Raw genomic sequence first — 15839 nt, 5'->3', positions numbered from 1 at the left:
TCCTCCACCATCACAATATCATCGCCAGACCCAGCGTTAGCAAGGTCGCAACCACCGGCACAATCACCGTCACGATACCAATATCTTTATAAGCCTGCTTATGCGTTTGCTGGGTGATTTGCAGCAGCACGATCACCGCACCGCAATGCGGTAGCGAGTCGAACCCGCCGCTGGCCATCGCCACCAACCGGTGCAGCTCCTCCGCCGAAACGCCCAGCGCCAGATAGGCATCGGCGAAGGTTGCCATAAATATCTGGAGTCCACCCGAAGACGATCCGGTGATGCCCGAAATCGTGCTGGCTGCGGCGAACATCGACACCAGCGGGGGCAGGTCAGCGCCGACAATCGCCTGTGTGAAGGCTCCGAACCCGGCAGTCTGCGCAACCACTCCGCCAAAACCAATCACCGCCGATGTGGCGAGCAACGGGATAATCGCATCCTGCGTGCCGATCCCCATCATGCGGATCGCATTGCGGCGCGCAGTGGCGAAGATCAGCACCGCCACCACACTTGCCAAAGCCAGTGCAATCGAAGGCCACAGGACCGGCTGACTGCTGGCAAAGGCAATCCACGGCGTATCCGGGCTCGCGCCCATGATTGTCGCCAGTCGCGGCGAGAGGATTGTTCCGATCACGAGCACGAGCGGAACCAGCGCAAGTCCCCAATGCGGCACATCCTTGGCAATGCTTTCCATGCTCGGGATCGAGTCATTGGGTCCCGCGACAAAGCCTTCGCCATTGGCCTTGGCGATCCGGCGTTCGCGCTCGAGATAGGCCATGCCGAGGATAAACATCATCGCCCCGCCAAAGATGCCGAGCACCGGTGCCGCAAACAGATCGGTGCCCAGCTTCAACGTCGGAATAACATTATGGATCGATGGCGTTCCGGGCAGCGCGGTCAGAGTGAATGTCCCGGCCCCCAGCGCAATCGCGCCGCAGAACAGGCGCTTGGGCAAATCGGCCGCCTGGAAGAGCCGCAGGCCCAGCGGATACATCGCGAAGATCACCACGAACACGACCACCCCGCCATAGGTAAGGAGCGCTCCGGACAGTACCGTGATCCACAGCGCCCGCTGCGCGCCCAGCGCATTGACCAGCGCCATCGCGATGCTGGTCGCGGCGTGGCTCTCGCTCATGATCTTCCCGAACATCGCCCCCGCTGCAAACAGCAAGAAGAAGCGCCCGGCAAAGGTGAAGGCACCCAGATCGCCGAACAGAAATGTCTGGTTGATGCTGTCGGCAAAAGGCAGCCCGTTCGTCGCAATGACGATCAGCGCACAGATGACCGACGCGAAGATGATGTTCACATCGCGCAGAGCCAGCCAGATCAGCAGGCCCATACCCAGAAATAGTCCAAGAATTCCGATCACGCGTAAGCTCCCCCGCCTAGCGCTGAATGACTAGCGATGGCTCTTAGACATGAAGAATGCTGTGCTGCCAAGCGGTGTGTGCCCCTCTTGGCAATTGTTCTCGCAGATCAGCCGCCGCCAAACCCGATGAAGCCGATCAGCACAAACAAAGCCGCTGCAACGATGAACAGGATTGCCGTCGCACGTCCCAGCTTTGGATCAACCAATTGCGGCATCCGGAAGAATGCCACGGCGATCGACGCGAAAGTGATTGCCAGCAATACAAACAAGCCGCTTAGGATAGTCATAGGATGCCTCTGTTACTGATGTTGGCTCACTGGCAGCACATTACTGGCAGCTCAGGCATTCCTCGTAATCGGTCTGCTGTTCGCCAAGTTCGGCTTTGAGCGCGATCTCTGGTGCGACAGCGGTGTTATCCGCTTCTACACCGCCGGCAAAACCGGCGCGCTGGATCGATTTGGAGCGGAGATAATAGAGCGACTTGATGCCTTTTTCCCATGCCTGGAAGTGCAGCATCATCAAGTCCCACTTATCGACGTCAGCCGGGATAAACAGGTTGAGGCTCTGCGCCTGATCGATGAACGGCGCACGGTCGGCGGCATATTCGAGCAGGTAACGCTGATCGACTTCGAAGCTGGTCTTGAAGATCGCTTTTTCTTCGTCGCTGAGGAAGTCGAGATGTTGAACGCTGCCGCCATTTTCGAGGATCGAGTTCCACACATTGGTGGAGTCCTTGCTCTTCTCGCGCAGCACTTTTTCCAGATACGGGTTCTTCACAATGAAGCTGCCCGAAAGCGTTTTGTGCGTGTAAATATTGGCAGGGATCGGTTCGATGCAGGCGCTGGTGCCGCCGCAAATGATCGAGATCGATGCGGTTGGCGCAATCGCCATTTTGCAGCTGAAACGCTCCATCGCGCCCATCTCTTCCGCATCGGGACAAGGGCCTCGTTCCTTGGCGAGCATCATGCTGGCCTCTTCCGCCTTGCCGCTGATGTGCTTGAACATTTTGAGATTCCAGACTTTCGCCATGGAGCCTTCCAGCGGCAGTTGCTTCTGTTGGAGGAAAGAGTGGAAGCCCATTACGCCCAGACCGACCGAGCGCTCACGCATGGCCGAATATTTGGCGCGGGCCATTTCTTCGGGCGCGCGGTCGATATAATCCTGCAGGACATTATCGAGCATCCGCATCACGTCTTCGATGAAGTCCTTCTCACCATTCCACTCATCCCATCTTTCAAGGTTGAGCGAGGACAGGCAGCAGACCGCAGTGCGATCATTGCCAAGGTGATCAATACCCGTTGGCAGCGTAATTTCGCTGCACAGGTTTGATGTAGACACTTTGAGGCCGAGATCGCGGTGGTGCTTGGGCATCATCCGGTTCACCGTGTCGTTGAACACGATGTAGGGCTCACCCGTTGCGAGGCGAGTTTCGACCAGCTTCTGGAACAGCGAACGCGCATCAACTTCACCGCGCACTTCGCCGGTTTTTGGAGAGAGCAGTTCAAACTTCTCGCCCGCACGGACGGCTTCCATGAATTTGTCGGTCAGCAGCACGCCGTGGTGCAAATTGAGCGCTTTGCGGTTGAAATCGCCCGAAGGCTTACGGATTTCGAGGAATTCCTCAATCTCGGGGTGCGAGACATCAAGGTAGCACGCCGCCGAGCCGCGCCGCAGCGAGCCTTGCGAAATTGCCAGCGTCAGAGAGTCCATCACGCGGACGAACGGGATGATACCGCTGGTTTTACCGTTCAGGCCAACCGGCTCGCCAATACCGCGGACATTGCCCCAATACGTACCGATGCCGCCACCTTTGGAGGCGAGCCAGACATTCTCATTCCATGTGCCGACAATGCCGTCGAGGCTGTCGGATACCGAGTTCAAGTAGCAAGAGATCGGCAGGCCGCGCGATGTGCCGCCATTCGACAGGACAGGCGTAGCGGGCATAAACCACAGACGGCTGATATAATCATAAAGGCGCTGGGCGTGCTCCTGATCATCGGCGTAGGCATCGGCCACACGCGCGAACAGATCCTGGAAACTTTCGCCGGGAAGCAAATAGCGGTCGATCAGCGTTTCTTTACCGAATTCGGTCAGCAGCGCGTCGCGGCTTTCATCTTGCACGATGGTAAAGCGGCGGTCATTGACCTTCTTGGAATCGTCGACCGGAGCCGCAGCGGCTTTCATCGCTTCGGTGAGCGCTTCGCCCGCTTTCTCGGCGACAAGCTCTTCCGAACCTGCATCTGTCTTGTCCATTGTCACTGCTGCTTTCGATTCCGCCTGTTCAGGCGTTTTTGTTTTTGCGGGCGCGCTGTTTTCACGGGTGAGAGTTGCTTCTGCGTTATCTTCCAAGCCCATGGCCGCGTCGTCCCCAGTTCTAAATTCCATTATTTTTTCCGCCCGTCTTCACTGTTTGAACAACGCAGCGCTCGCTCCGATGTTCCACTTCCGTTCGATTCGGCGGGAAGCGTCCCACCTAGCATTTTTTGCAGGACTAAAGGTGAATTACTTATCCCCCTTCTACCCACAGCCCGGTTTTGGGAGGTCACTGTTTTCAACCGAATCGTCCCCCACCTGCATGATCCCCGCACACAGCCAAAACAACACGATCTAGTAGGTGTTACCTGCAACCGAACCACTAGATACTGAATCAAGCGGGACTCAGACGCAAGAGGGTAAATGGTATTTAACCAAGCTGGCTGCCACAAAATGTGGGGTGTATTAGTCTGTTGCATCGCAGCGACGCGGCGGAACTCCTAGGGTTGCCAAACACGCAAGCCCTAAAATGAATCCGTGAAAAAATATTTCGCGGGAAAAGTTGGTTTCAGGCCTTTGATTCAATCGAATCGGAATGCGCAATTTTCGTTCGCGGGCGGGCCGCAATCTGCATCATATGGGCAAGCGGTTTGGGGGCTGGTGAATGCTGAACGGCGAGTGGAATCGAATTGCCCATTGATCGGTCCGGCATGATCGCACAGTTGCGGGCGAGCGTGCGGGAGCGTCCCGAAGGCTTAGCGCCGGGCGATACGCAGATACCCTCAGAGTATTACTTTGCCTCAGCTGATTGCCGCGCCTCAACCCTCACCACCTGAATCAACGAGGTGACTTCCATCTCCTCCCCGTCATGGCAGGCGATGCGCACCAGTTGTACAGGCTCGGCGGTGTAGAAACGATGCGAGCCGGGCAGAGCGGAATAGCGGCAGGTGTCGGCAATAATCGAGCGGGCATCGTAAAACTGGCGCGTGGTCCGCGATCCCAGTCTTGGTGTGTTTGCGACACGCTCCGCCAGCGCCGAAGTGGACGCTTGCAGCCGCCCGAAAGCGTTCGCCTTGTCGCGTATAAATTTCGAACCATCGGAACGGGTGATTGTGATGGACCGGCCATTGTCGATAAGGTCGGCAAAGCTTTCTCCAGCCCTCTCGCTCAAGGGCATACCGCCGCGCTCTTCCAGTACCGCATAAGGATCAATCATCCCGGCGCGCGGATCCACTTCGATCACCGGCGTGTCGTCGGCACCACTGTCACCGAAATCGGTGGAGCGCGTGGCGCGATAGACGGGCCATAGTTCTTCTTCCTCAGTCGTCAGGTTAATCGCAACCAGGAAGGTCTCTCGCCGATCCGAATAGTGCGACCCCAAATTGTCCGACGCCTCCCGCAAGAGGAACGCATGGGTAGCGCTGATCCCGAACAGACGGTCTTCAATGGTGATGACATCGGGCGGCGTAGCGGCAGCAGGAACGCCCATACCAAAACACGCCGCCGCCATGACGACCAACCGCTTCATCGGCCTAGCCATTGGTTTTCGCATGCGCTGCGATCGCGTCGGCAATGGTTTCGACCAGTTCCATGGGCAGATCATGACCCCAGCCGGGGAATGTCTTGAGTTTGGCGCCCGGAATGCTTGCGGCAGTGTCGCGGCCGCCTTCGACAGGCACCAGTGGGTCATCTTCGCCATGCAATACCAAGGTCGGCACTGTCACGCCCTGCAGCATCTCGCGCCGGTCACCATCGGCCACAATGGCCGACAGATGCCGTGTCGGGCCTTCGGGATAGATATTGCGCCGCACGCTGGTGGTCACCCGGTCGCGCAGGCGCTCTTCATCAGCAGGATAGCCGGGGCTGCCAATCGTCCGCGCCAGTTTCACGCCGTGATCGACCATCACATCCTCTTCCATGCTGGCGGGCCGCGTGATCAGCACTTTCATCGCCTCTTTCTTGGCGGCCGGCAGTTTGGGATTGCCTGTGGTCGAAAAGATCGACGTGAGCGTTAGCGCCTTGTCGGCATGTTTGGCCGCGACATGCTGCGCGATCATGCCGCCCATGCTGGCACCGACAATATGTGCTTTCTCCAGCCCGAGCGCCTCGAGCAGACCAACGCCGTCATTGGCCATATCTTCGAGCGTGTAGGGAACCTTGGGCGTGATCCCGAACTTGTTCAGGATCGTCATCTTGATGATCCCGGGCGCTTTCACCCCGTCGAATTTATGGCTCAAGCCGACATCGCGATTGTCATAACGGATCACTCTAAAACCGCGCTCGACTAAAGCTTCGACCAGTTCGATCGGCCACAACGTCAATTGCGCGCCAAATCCCATGATCAGCAGCATTGGCGGATGAGCCGGGTTGCCAAAATCTTCATATTCGATCTGGATTCCATTGGCGGTGATCTGCGGCATAGTGTCGTCCTGTTCGGTCGGTTGCGAAAGCGAACGGACCCTATGCTACAGATTGACGACGCGCACAATCACGCGCGACCAGAGCGGCGCGCAGCCGGGAAAATAAATTGCTACCGGAATGAACCAAACCGGCATTGCGCCGCACTTACTTCCTGAAGGAGATACAAACGGATGAGTGCAGGTGCCGCCAGGATACTCGATGAATATCTGGTGGCGGAGGCCCGTGCGGGAAGCCGGTCGGCGCTGACGCAATTGGTGCGCCGTTGGCATCCCAAGCTGGTCGCCCATGCGTGGCGGCTGACCGGTGACCGCGAACTGGCGCATGACGCAGTGCAAAGCGCATGGAGCGAAATCATTCGCGGACTGTCGAAACTGCGCGAAGAACGAGCCTTTCCGGTCTGGGCCTTCCGGATTGTGTCGCGGACCTGCAACCGCGAAATCGGATCGCTGGTCAAGACCCGCCAACTGATGACCGCCATTGAAAGCGAGCCGCGCGAAACCAGTTGCGCGCCAGAAGAACCATCGGATCTTGGCCCGCTGCGCGAAGCGATCCGCCAATTGCCGGCAGGAGAGCGCGCCGCCATCGCGCTTTACCATTTCGAAGAACTGCGAGTCGCCGAAGTCGCCGTCGCGCTTGCCGTTCCAGTGGGAACGGTGAAAACCAGATTGATGAATGCGCGGAAGAAACTGCGCGCGATTTTGGATCCAGAAGGAGAAACACCATGAGCACCAACATTACAGATGATCTCGACCGGATGATCGATGAAGCTCTCGATGCAGAGGAACGCGAGTTGCTCGGCGCGATTGGCGAAGAGCCCGGCTATTTCAAACAGGTCTGGGGCGTATTTGGCGGCCCGATTGGCTGGATCAGCTGGCTGTTGATGGCCGCGCAATTGATCATGTTCGGCGCATCAATCTGGATGGCGATGCGCTTTTTCGCCGCGAGCGATACACTGGAAGCGCTCCACTGGGGCATCCCTTCCGCGACCCTGCTGATCCTCGCCACCATGACCAAGCTGACCCTATGGCCCACATTGCAAGCCAACCGCGTCATCCGCGAAGTGAAGCGACTGGAACTGCAAGTGGCGCGCGGCCCAAAAGACAAGTAAGCAAAATGCACCCTCGTCGGCCCAGGCACCTCCAATCGTCGCGGCCTAAAGCAATGGCCACGACTCACCATCTATGTCAAACGAAGTGTGCCGCTAAATTTCGATATGGCGACCCACATTCGACGCAAGGATGAAGTAACCATGAAGCTCGACAGACGATCAATGATAGGTGCCAGTGCCTCTTGGGCGGTGGCAGCATGTAGCCCGCTCAAAACCAGTGGGCCGATCAAACCACCATCCAGCGGCCGTCTCTATATAGACGGGTTGAGCTTCTTACGCGGCGACAGCGAAGATGTGAATCGGTCCGGCTTGCATGCAGCTATCATCGACGCTTCAAAAGTAACCGAGATTACGCGCGAAGATGGTTCGCGAGGGTGGATCCGAACCTTCGAAGCATGCGACGAGAATATCGATGCTGTCATCGGCTCCACCAAAGGCACCTATCCGCAGGCCTTCATTGCGAAGAAGGGTTCGGAGATTAACCAGCAGGGCAAGCTGGCGGTCTTCCTCCAGTTCCAGTCTTGCGAACCGATTGAAGATAATCTCGACAGGATCGGATATTTCCACGACAAGGGTCTTCGCGTGCTGCAGTTCACGCATCACCACGACAATCTGTTTGCAGGCGGCGCGCTAGAGGCCAAGCAAAGTGGTTTGACCGCGCTTGGCAAAGACGGTCTGCGCGAAATGAACCGTCTAAAAATCATCCCGGACGTCTCACACAGTTCGGAACCAACAGCACTGGACGTTGGGCAACTCACTCAATCGCCGTTTATTCTCTCGCACGGCGCCTGTCGGGCCATCGTCGACAATCCCCGATGTGCGTCAGACAAGATGATCCGGGCGGTAGCAGATTCAGGAGGAGCCATGGGGATATTCATGATGACTTTTTGGTTGACCAACGACCCTGAGCCGAACGTAAGTCACTATCTCGATAATCTCCGGCATCTGGTCAATGTTGGAGGGATCGATGCCGCAGCGATTGCCAATGATTACCCGATGAGCGGGCAGCAAGAACTGCGGGCATTGAACAACAACAATGCAGAAGGCGTAAAGCAGTACCATGAGTGGTGGCAATCCATTCACAATAGCGGTGTACCGGGCTTCTCGCAGCTTCCAGCACATGTGATCATCCCCGAGCTCAATAACATCGACCGGATGCGTCTGATTGAGCAAGCGCTTGAAGCGGATCCCTTCTTTACCAGAAGCGATATCGACAAGATCATGGGGGACAATTGGCGCCGTGTACTTACTGAGGTTCTGGGCTGACGCGGCGTGCGGCTAAAAACAGTGCGACGATCAGGCAGCTAGAGGACAAGTACGGTGTCCTGTGCGATAACGTTCGTCTCGGCGTCATCCGCGAAGTGAAGCGGTTGGAACTGCAAGTGGCGCGGAACGGGTTGCAGAGGTGATCGAAAACAGCCGCACAACCTTTTTGAGGGGGTTGGGACCGCGTTCGCGTTCAGTCTCGAACCCCTTCAGAAAGATAGGTGCGATCTATCATTTCCACCATCGTCTCGATTGCTGCATCGTTAAGCCATTTTCCGCCGCTGGTGGTCAGGATAGTCAATCCCAGATCATGCTCCGGTGAAAATACATAGACTGACGCAAACCCATCGGCATCACCATCGTGCAGATAGAAAATACCTTTCGGATGGCTCAACTGGATCAGGCCGTAGCCAAATTTTACCGGCTCTCCCGGCACGTCCGCCATCCGCCGGGTCAAAACCAGCGGTGACGGTTTGCCACCTGATGCCGCCGCGCGATATGCCCGCATCTGGGCAAGCTGGAAGATCATCAAATCATCGATGGTTGAATAAATCGCGCTGCCCGGCGTAGCCATGCCCATATCGGAAACAGCGGTAGCAATGGCACGATCATCTTTTCGGTAAGGAGTGGTCAGGCGTTTTAACTGGCTTGCGCTTAGCGAAATTGCTGTGTCTTTCATACCGTATGCGTCAGTGATATATTCGTCGATCAGTGCTGCAAAACCCTTATTCGCGGCGACTTCCGCCACCAGGCCCAAGACGGCATAACCGCAGCTGGAATACGCAAATTTCCCGATTCTTTCCGGATTGATTTCAAGCGCATCAAGATCAGTCACCAGCTGCCCACGCGTATATCCTTGTGACCACGCCTCGCCTTCCTGTCTTTCGCGATAAACCGAGCAGTCTGTTTCGGAAATTCCGGCGGTATGCTGAAGCAGGTTCTCGACAGTAATCATATCGAGCTGCACTTTGGCTTCGGCATCGACTAGGGGCGAAAGATAGCTACCGACAGATGCCTGCGGATCAATTCGGCCTCGCGCAATCAGACTGTTCACCATGGCCCCGGTCAACGTCTTTGAAAGCGAGGCTATCTGGTAAATCGAATTCGATCCGGTCGGCTGTTGTGCAGAACGATTATGATACCCCAAATTTACGACGGCGGAATTCGCCCCATTCCGCACCACACCGATCGACATTCCGGGAATATTCTCGTCTTCCGCAAGCTGTTCGAACCGTGCTCCAAGCCAGCTTGCCAGCCGGGCATTTTCTCTTGTCACAGGCATGGCGTTTTCACTTGGCCCGACGTTCTGGCCGACCGAAACGCAAGCACCTAAAAAGCCGATGACGACAGCCCCGAAAAAAAACCGGAAAATCTGGCCCATATACTAATTTCCAAAAACTCAATGATGGTGTATTATACATACAATACACTTATATAGAGTCAATCGAAAGCAGCAGGGATTAGGGTGATTGAGTTGCCTTGCGAAACACCTGTGCCGCGTCACCCTCCTTGCGCCACTCCGGCCCTTTCACCTCAAACCCGCTCATTTGCAGCACATCCAGCACCCCGCCGTTCTCAGCGAGCGTCCGTAGCGGAACGACCGCCAGCGTCGTGCCTTCACCAGCCGCCGCGCCGCTGATCGCATCCACCCACTGCCCGCGCAGTTCGCTGGCAACGTCCGCATCGGTCCATGGCCAGCAGCGGCTGAGTGCGACCTCCAACGGGTTGTTCATCACTGCCGGGATGTCGAAGGCGCTCCAGTCCTGTCCTCTTTGTTCGATCAGCTCAGGGCCGATTTCAGTCGCAGTCATTGCCGCATCAAGGCACGGCAGGTGCGATTCGGGCGGGGCATCGGCGAGACTGTCGAGCAAGTCTTCGCCGCGCACCGTGCCGACCGGTTCGCTCGGCACATCAGCTTTGCGCGCGGCTTTCTTGACCACTTCGGTCGCATCCTTGCCCGTGTTCTTGGTTAGGCCGAGCTGCCGCGAAAGCAGGTCGAACGATGTCATCAGGAAGCTCCGCCGCGAATAGTCCTTGTTATAGCGCGTCTCCAGCGCCGCCAGCCGCGCGCGGCGATCTGCATCCAGATAATCATTCGCCGCCGTCCCCTTGGGCAATTTGGTGATTTTCCCTCCGGCAAAGATAAGCCGGAGCATATCGCCGGGGGAGATTTTGGGTTTAATCCCGAGAATCACCCGGTCGGCATTTTGCGTCGCTCTTTCCAGCCGTCCCGGAAACCATGGCGTAGATTTGGGGACCTCGCGGATTTCGCCTACCAGAATGACCGCGCCGCGCGCGGTAGTGATCGTCCACATTGGCGCGCCAGAAAGCTGGGCGGTGACGACGATCTCGTTAGCAGCGGCATCGTTCCGCGTTGCATCCTGAGCAACAACGGCGCCACCGGCAAGCCCAGCCGCCGCCAACAGGACGAGCAGATGCACCTTCAAGGCACCAACACCGTGTCGCGCGCAATATCCGCTGTTTCGAGATAATCGAGAGTGTAATGCAGTCCGCGACTTTCATGCCGCTCTAGCGCTGATCGCACGATGAGTTCTGCGGCCTGCAGCAGATTGCGCAGTTCGATCAGATCGGTCGTGACCCGGAAGCTGCCATAATAATCATCCACCTCTTTGTTCATCATCTCGATGCGATTGCGGGCGCGTTCGAGGCGTTTGGTGGTGCGCACAATCCCGACATAATTCCACATAAAGCGGCGGATTTCGGTCCAGTTCTGTTTGACCACGACTTCCTCGTCGGAATCGGTCACGCGGCTTTCGTCCCATTCCTTAATCGCGGGCGGGTTCAGCAATTCGTCCCACCGGCCCAGAATGTCCCGCGCTGCCGCTTCGCCGAATACAAAGCATTCGAGCAGACTATTGGACGCCAAGCGGTTTGCACCATGCAGCCCGCTCTCGGTCACTTCACCAGCCGCCCATAGGCCCGGCAGATCGGTCCGCGCATCCAGCCCGACAAGGACCCCGCCGCAGGTATAATGCTGCGCCGGAACAACCGGAATGGGCCCCTTGGTCATATCGATCCCGAGGCCCATCAGCTTCTCATGGATCGTCGGGAAATGGCCGGTCACAAATTCGGGCGTTGCGTGGCTGATATCAAGATGAACATAGTCGAGGCCATAGCGTTTGATCTGGTCGTCGATCGCGCGCGCCACGACATCGCGCGGCGCCAGTTCCATCCGCTCGGGATCGTAATCTGCCATGAAACGGTGACCGGTTTCGGGATGGAGCAGATGTCCGCCCTCGCCGCGCACAGCCTCGGTAATCAGGAAGTTTTTGACGTCGAGATTATACAGGCAGGTAGGGTGGAACTGCATCATCTCCATATTGGAAACGCGCGCGCCCGCACGCCACGCCATCGCGATCCCGTCTCCGGTTGCGCCGCGCGGAGCGGTGCTGAATTGATAGACGCGGCCAGCGCCGCCTGCCGCCAGAATGGTCGCTGTCGCTGTATAGGTCTCGACCTCACCCGTTTCCTGATTGAGCGCATAGGCGCCCCAAACGCGGCCCGATCCCGAATATTCCTCCGCATTACGGCCGGTGATCAGATCGACGCAGGCGCGGCCCGCCAGCATGGTGATATTGGGATTGGCATTAGCCGCCTTGAGCAAAGCCTCCTGCACAGCCCAGCCGGTCGCGTCGTTTACATGCACGATCCGGCGATGCGAATGCCCACCTTCGCGCGTGAGATGCAAGTCACCCGAATCCTGATTAAAGGGCACGCCCAGTTCAACCAACCGCTCGATACTGCGCGGCGCACGTTCGATGACGAATTCAACAGTTTCTTGGCGGTTCAGACCGGCGCCCGCGCGCATTGTATCGTGGATGTGATGATCAAACGTATCACCCGCATCAAGCACCGCGGCAATCCCGCCCTGCGCCCATGCGGTCGAGCCGGTGTTGAGCCCACCTTTGGCGAGCACGAGCACTTTCTTATGCTCGGCCAGCGCTAAGGCAGCGGTAAGACCCGCCGCACCGGAACCGATGATAAGAATGTCATATTGCTGCTTTAACACTTAATACTCCGTTCGCCCTGAGCCTGCCAAAGGGCCGCACTTAACTTGATGCCCGTGCTTGAAGAAAAAGTGACCCTTCGACAAGCTCAGGGTGAGCGGGCGATTTGGTAGTGGCTGCTAAAGCCGCTCCATCTCGCCCGCCTCGATCATATGCAGATCGCGGTCATGGATGCCAAAGCGGTCCCAATTGGCACGCCATTCCAGCAGGTGATCGGTTTCGAAATGCGCATCCAATGCCTCGCGGTCGCGCCAGATTTCGGTAACGTGGACAAGGCCGGGTTCGAGCACATCTTCGGAGTAAGAATAGGCCTGGCAGCCATCCTCTTCCAAACTTGCCTCGATCATTTCCTGCATCGCATAGCGCGCTTCATTCAGGTTTTCAGGCGGCATCCGGACCGTGCCGATAACAAGCAACATCAGGCGGGGTGCTGCGTGGCTGCGCTGGTCAGCGAGACAAACACATCTTCCAGATCGGCTTCGCGTGTTGTCACATCCTCGATGACCAGTCCTTGCTCCTGCAGGATCGCGAGCACTTGCCCCGCCGTGAGCTTATCCTTGTCATACGTCACTTCGACACCGCGGCTCCCCGCCAGTTCGGATTTGACGAAAGCAGCGTGTGTTGGCGCAGCGCTCAGATCGGCGCCGACAGTCACCGCGACAATCTTCTCGCGCGCCATATCGACCATTTCGCGGGTGGGCTTGTTGGCGATCAGTTCCCCGTGATTGATAATCGCAATCCGGTCACATAATTGCTCTGCCTCTTCGAGATAATGCGTGGTCAGAACCACTGTCACCCCATCTGCATTGAGTTCCTGTACCAGCTCCCACAGCAGGCGGCGCAGTTCAACATCGACGCCAGCGGTCGGCTCATCCAGCACCAGAATCGGCGGCGAGTGGACCATGGCCTTGGCGATCAGAAGTCGCCGCTTCATCCCGCCCGATAGCGTGCGCGCATAGGCATCGCGTTTATCCGCCAAATGGACAGCTTCGAGCAGTTTTTCCGAGCGGCGCAGGCTTTTGGCGATACCATAAAAACCGGCCTGGTTTTCCAGCACTTCATATGGCGTGAAGAACGGATCGAAGACGATTTCCTGCGGGACAATCCCGATTGCGCGCTTCGCATTGCGGCGCTGCTCGTCAATATCAAAGCCCCAGATTTCGGCAGTTCCGCTGGTCTTGGTGACCAATCCGGCAAGCACATTGATTAGCGTACTCTTGCCAGCGCCATTGGGCCCAAGCAATCCGAATATTCCGCCTTGGGGTACGTCAAAGCTGACGCCTTTAAGCGCGAGCTTACCTTCCTCGCCCTTCACGCCCCCACCCACACCGGCATAGCGTTTCACGACGTCACGTATCTGGATTGCGGGGGGAGTGCTCATAGCGCACGCCCTAGATGGGAGAGAGGCGCGACGTAAAGGGCGAACCGCGTGCTTTATGGTTATCGAACCGTTAACTATGCTTTAGCGCTTCACGCGTAGATGTGCGGCCATGACCACCCTCATGCGCCACATCGCCGCGAGCCTGAGCACTGCCCGCAAGAAACGTAACGCCTTGCCCAAAGAGGTGTTGCCACATCACGTCTCCATGGCAGCCATTGGCGTGACAGCGCCGGAATTTATCTGAAATCACTGCCGCCGCGCTTGCCTAGCGTCGCAATGGCATTTAATCGGGCACACATGATCATCTCAGCGCCCGAAACCGTAAAGACACAGACCCGCCGCGTCAGCTGCGATGGAGCGACTGCCATTCGTGGCAGCGACCGGTTTAAGCCATCTGCGCTCGGTCATCCTAAAGTCTATCTCGAGATCGACGAAACCGGCTATGTCGATTGCGGCTATTGCGACCGGCGCTTTGTTCTCGAAGGCGGCCCAGCGGACGCTTGATTGGCGTTTGATTTGGTGTTGCCCAATTTCGGGCCTATCTGTTCTGAATGACAACCATAGACCCCGTTTCACTTCTTTATATCGACGGCAAGCTCGACCCTGACCAGGCACAGGCGCTAACCGCTGAAACGCTCAAAAATTGCGATGATGGGGAGCTTTACCTCCAGCACGGCGTAAGCGAGGCTTTCACTTTCGATGATGGGCGGCTCAAAACCGCCGATTATTCGCGAGACGCCGGATTCGGCCTACGCGGTGTGTCGGGCGAGATGACCGGATTTGCCCATGCCAACGAAATCAGTGCCTCTGCGATCAAGCGCGCGGGCGAGACATTGCAATTGCTCGATCCGGCAACCGGCATCACATCGCCTCAGCCCCGCAAAACCAACCAGCGGCTTTACTCCGATGCCAGTCCTCTGGACGCAGTACCTTTTGCCAAGAAGGTTGCGCTGCTGGAGAGTATCGACGCGGCTGCGCGTGCACGCGACCCGCACGTTTCCCAAGTCACCGCATCACTGTCTGCCACCTGGAGCGTGATCGAGATCATTCGCGCAGATGGTTTCCGCGCCACAGATATCCGGCCGCTGGTCCGGCTCAATGTCGGGGTACTTGCTGAGGCAAAAGGCCGGCGGGAACGCGGGAGTTACGGCTTTGGCGGTCGCTACCTCTACGACCAGCTATTCGAAGAAGGCGAATGGAACCACGCCATCGACGAGGCTGTGCGCCAAGCGATGGTCAATCTGGAAAGCGTCGATGCACCAGCGGGCGAAATGCCCGTCCTGCTTGCACCCGGCTGGCCCGGGATCATCCTTCACGAAGCGGTGGGTCACGGTCTGGAAGGCGATTTCAACCGCAAGGGAACAAGCGCTTTTTCCGGACTGGTTGGAGAGCGTGTCGCAGCACCTGGCGTGACCGTGGTCGACGATGGCAGCATCGCCAACCGGCGCGGCTCGCTGAGCATCGATGATGAAGGCACGCCGACCGAAGAAACTGTGTTGATCGAAGACGGTATCCTGAAAGGATATATGCAAGACAGGCTGAATGCGCGGCTTATGGGTGTGGAGCCGACCGGCAATGGCCGCCGTCAATCCTATCAATATGCGCCTATGCCGCGGATGACCAACACATTCATGCGTGGCGGCACAGATGATCCGGCAGAACTGCTCGCGAGTATGAAGAAGGGCATTTTCTGCAAGAGTTTTGGCGGCGGGCAAGTCGATATCGTATCAGGCCGTTTCACCTTCTCCTGCACCGAGGCCTATATGGTCGAGGACGGCAAGCTCGGTGCCCCGATCAAAGGCGCTACACTGATCGGCGATGGTCCCAGCGTGCTCAAAGAAGTGACCGGGATCGGTAATGATATGGCGCTCGATAATGGGATTGGCGTGTGCGGCAAAGGCGGACAGAGCGTGCCTGCCGGCGTGGGCCAGCCGACGCTATTGGTCGGCGGTTTGACAGTGGGCGGGACGGCTTAAACCGCGAGTCAGGCGACATTCAGGTGCATTCGTGTAA

16 protein-coding genes are annotated in these 15839 nt (G+C 57.5%); 6 read left to right on the top strand and 10 right to left on the bottom strand.

The window, feature by feature from the left end:
• Window positions 1–10: 10 nt before the first annotated feature.
• The 5 genes from GRI35_RS03250 to GRI35_RS03230 all read right to left on the bottom strand — a co-directional run bounded on the left by GRI35_RS03250 (window position 11) and on the right by GRI35_RS03230 (window position 6042).
• On the bottom strand, window positions 11–1369 hold the full coding sequence (locus GRI35_RS03250) for a GntP family permease (protein WP_160612835.1): 1359 nt from the start codon (window positions 1367–1369) through the stop codon (window positions 11–13).
• Window positions 1370–1476: 107 nt separating this feature from the next.
• Complete coding sequence (locus tag GRI35_RS03245) at window positions 1477–1656, bottom strand: hypothetical protein (RefSeq protein ID WP_160612833.1); 180 nt, start codon at window positions 1654–1656, stop codon at window positions 1477–1479.
• Window positions 1657–1696: 40 nt separating this feature from the next.
• Window positions 1697–3754: a ribonucleoside-diphosphate reductase subunit alpha gene (locus GRI35_RS03240; RefSeq protein WP_160612831.1), complete on the bottom strand. Its 2058-nt coding sequence runs from the start codon at window positions 3752–3754 to the stop codon at window positions 1697–1699.
• Window positions 3755–4412: 658 nt separating this feature from the next.
• Complete coding sequence (locus GRI35_RS03235) at window positions 4413–5162, bottom strand: hypothetical protein (protein WP_160612829.1); 750 nt, start codon at window positions 5160–5162, stop codon at window positions 4413–4415.
• The gene (locus GRI35_RS03230) at window positions 5155–6042 is read right to left on the bottom strand and encodes an alpha/beta fold hydrolase (RefSeq protein WP_160612827.1); all 888 of its coding nucleotides are present in this window, start codon (window positions 6040–6042) and stop codon (window positions 5155–5157) included. Before GRI35_RS03230 ends, GRI35_RS03235 begins: the two co-directional genes overlap by 8 nt.
• Before the next feature lie 171 nt (window positions 6043–6213).
• On the opposite strand from GRI35_RS03230, the gene GRI35_RS03225 reads away from it, so the two are divergent.
• The 3 genes from GRI35_RS03225 (at window position 6214) to GRI35_RS03215 (ending at window position 8417) form a co-directional block, all read left to right on the top strand.
• Window positions 6214–6768, top strand: coding sequence for an RNA polymerase sigma factor (locus tag GRI35_RS03225; protein ID WP_160612825.1), 555 nt, complete (start codon window positions 6214–6216; stop codon window positions 6766–6768).
• The gene (locus GRI35_RS13795) at window positions 6765–7151 is read left to right on the top strand and encodes a DUF6768 family protein (RefSeq protein WP_235900119.1); all 387 of its coding nucleotides are present in this window, start codon (window positions 6765–6767) and stop codon (window positions 7149–7151) included. Before GRI35_RS03225 ends, GRI35_RS13795 begins: the two co-directional genes overlap by 4 nt.
• A 141-nt stretch (window positions 7152–7292) precedes the next feature.
• Window positions 7293–8417, top strand: coding sequence for a membrane dipeptidase (locus tag GRI35_RS03215; protein WP_160612823.1), 1125 nt, complete (start codon window positions 7293–7295; stop codon window positions 8415–8417).
• Window positions 8418–8610: 193 nt separating this feature from the next.
• Here the strand turns inward: GRI35_RS03215 and GRI35_RS03210 are convergent, their stop codons facing one another.
• The 5 genes from GRI35_RS03210 to GRI35_RS03190 all read right to left on the bottom strand — a co-directional run bounded on the left by GRI35_RS03210 (window position 8611) and on the right by GRI35_RS03190 (window position 13826).
• Window positions 8611–9798 carry a serine hydrolase domain-containing protein gene (locus GRI35_RS03210; RefSeq protein ID WP_160612821.1) on the bottom strand — a complete coding sequence of 396 codons (1188 nt, stop codon included), beginning with the start codon at window positions 9796–9798 and terminating at the stop codon, window positions 8611–8613.
• Window positions 9799–9877: 79 nt separating this feature from the next.
• On the bottom strand, window positions 9878–10858 hold the full coding sequence (locus tag GRI35_RS03205; RefSeq protein ID WP_290258950.1) for a TraB/GumN family protein: 981 nt from the start codon (window positions 10856–10858) through the stop codon (window positions 9878–9880).
• Between the two features lie 2 nt (window positions 10859–10860).
• On the bottom strand, window positions 10861–12447 hold the full coding sequence (gene nadB / locus GRI35_RS03200; RefSeq protein WP_160612819.1) for an L-aspartate oxidase: 1587 nt from the start codon (window positions 12445–12447) through the stop codon (window positions 10861–10863).
• Window positions 12448–12564: 117 nt separating this feature from the next.
• A complete protein-coding gene (locus GRI35_RS03195) occupies window positions 12565–12864 on the bottom strand; it encodes a putative quinol monooxygenase (protein WP_160612817.1) in 300 nt (99 codons plus the stop codon).
• Window positions 12864–13826, bottom strand: coding sequence for an ABC transporter ATP-binding protein (locus GRI35_RS03190; protein WP_160612815.1), 963 nt, complete (start codon window positions 13824–13826; stop codon window positions 12864–12866). Before GRI35_RS03190 ends, GRI35_RS03195 begins: the two co-directional genes overlap by 1 nt.
• Window positions 13827–13935: 109 nt before the next feature.
• On the opposite strand from GRI35_RS03190, the gene GRI35_RS13915 reads away from it, so the two are divergent.
• The 3 genes from GRI35_RS13915 to tldD are packed head-to-tail and all read left to right on the top strand — an operon-like array spanning window position 13936 to window position 15802.
• On the top strand, window positions 13936–14070 hold the full coding sequence (locus GRI35_RS13915) for a hypothetical protein (protein ID WP_268894019.1): 135 nt from the start codon (window positions 13936–13938) through the stop codon (window positions 14068–14070).
• A 53-nt stretch (window positions 14071–14123) separates the two neighbouring features.
• Window positions 14124–14330: a zinc-finger domain-containing protein gene (locus tag GRI35_RS03185; protein ID WP_202390493.1), complete on the top strand. Its 207-nt coding sequence runs from the start codon at window positions 14124–14126 to the stop codon at window positions 14328–14330.
• 47 nt (window positions 14331–14377) lie between these two features.
• Window positions 14378–15802 (top strand): metalloprotease TldD, encoded by a 1425-nt coding sequence (tldD, locus tag GRI35_RS03180; protein WP_160612813.1) that lies wholly within the window; start codon window positions 14378–14380, stop codon window positions 15800–15802.
• The last annotated feature ends 37 nt before the right edge of the window (window positions 15803–15839 follow it).

Origin of the sequence: Pontixanthobacter aestiaquae (assembly GCF_009827455.1) — a bacterium.
GTDB lineage: Bacteria > Pseudomonadota > Alphaproteobacteria > Sphingomonadales > Sphingomonadaceae > Pontixanthobacter > Pontixanthobacter aestiaquae.
Note: the sequence above shows the minus strand (reverse complement) of the source record. Positions and strands in the feature narration are given on the sequence as shown.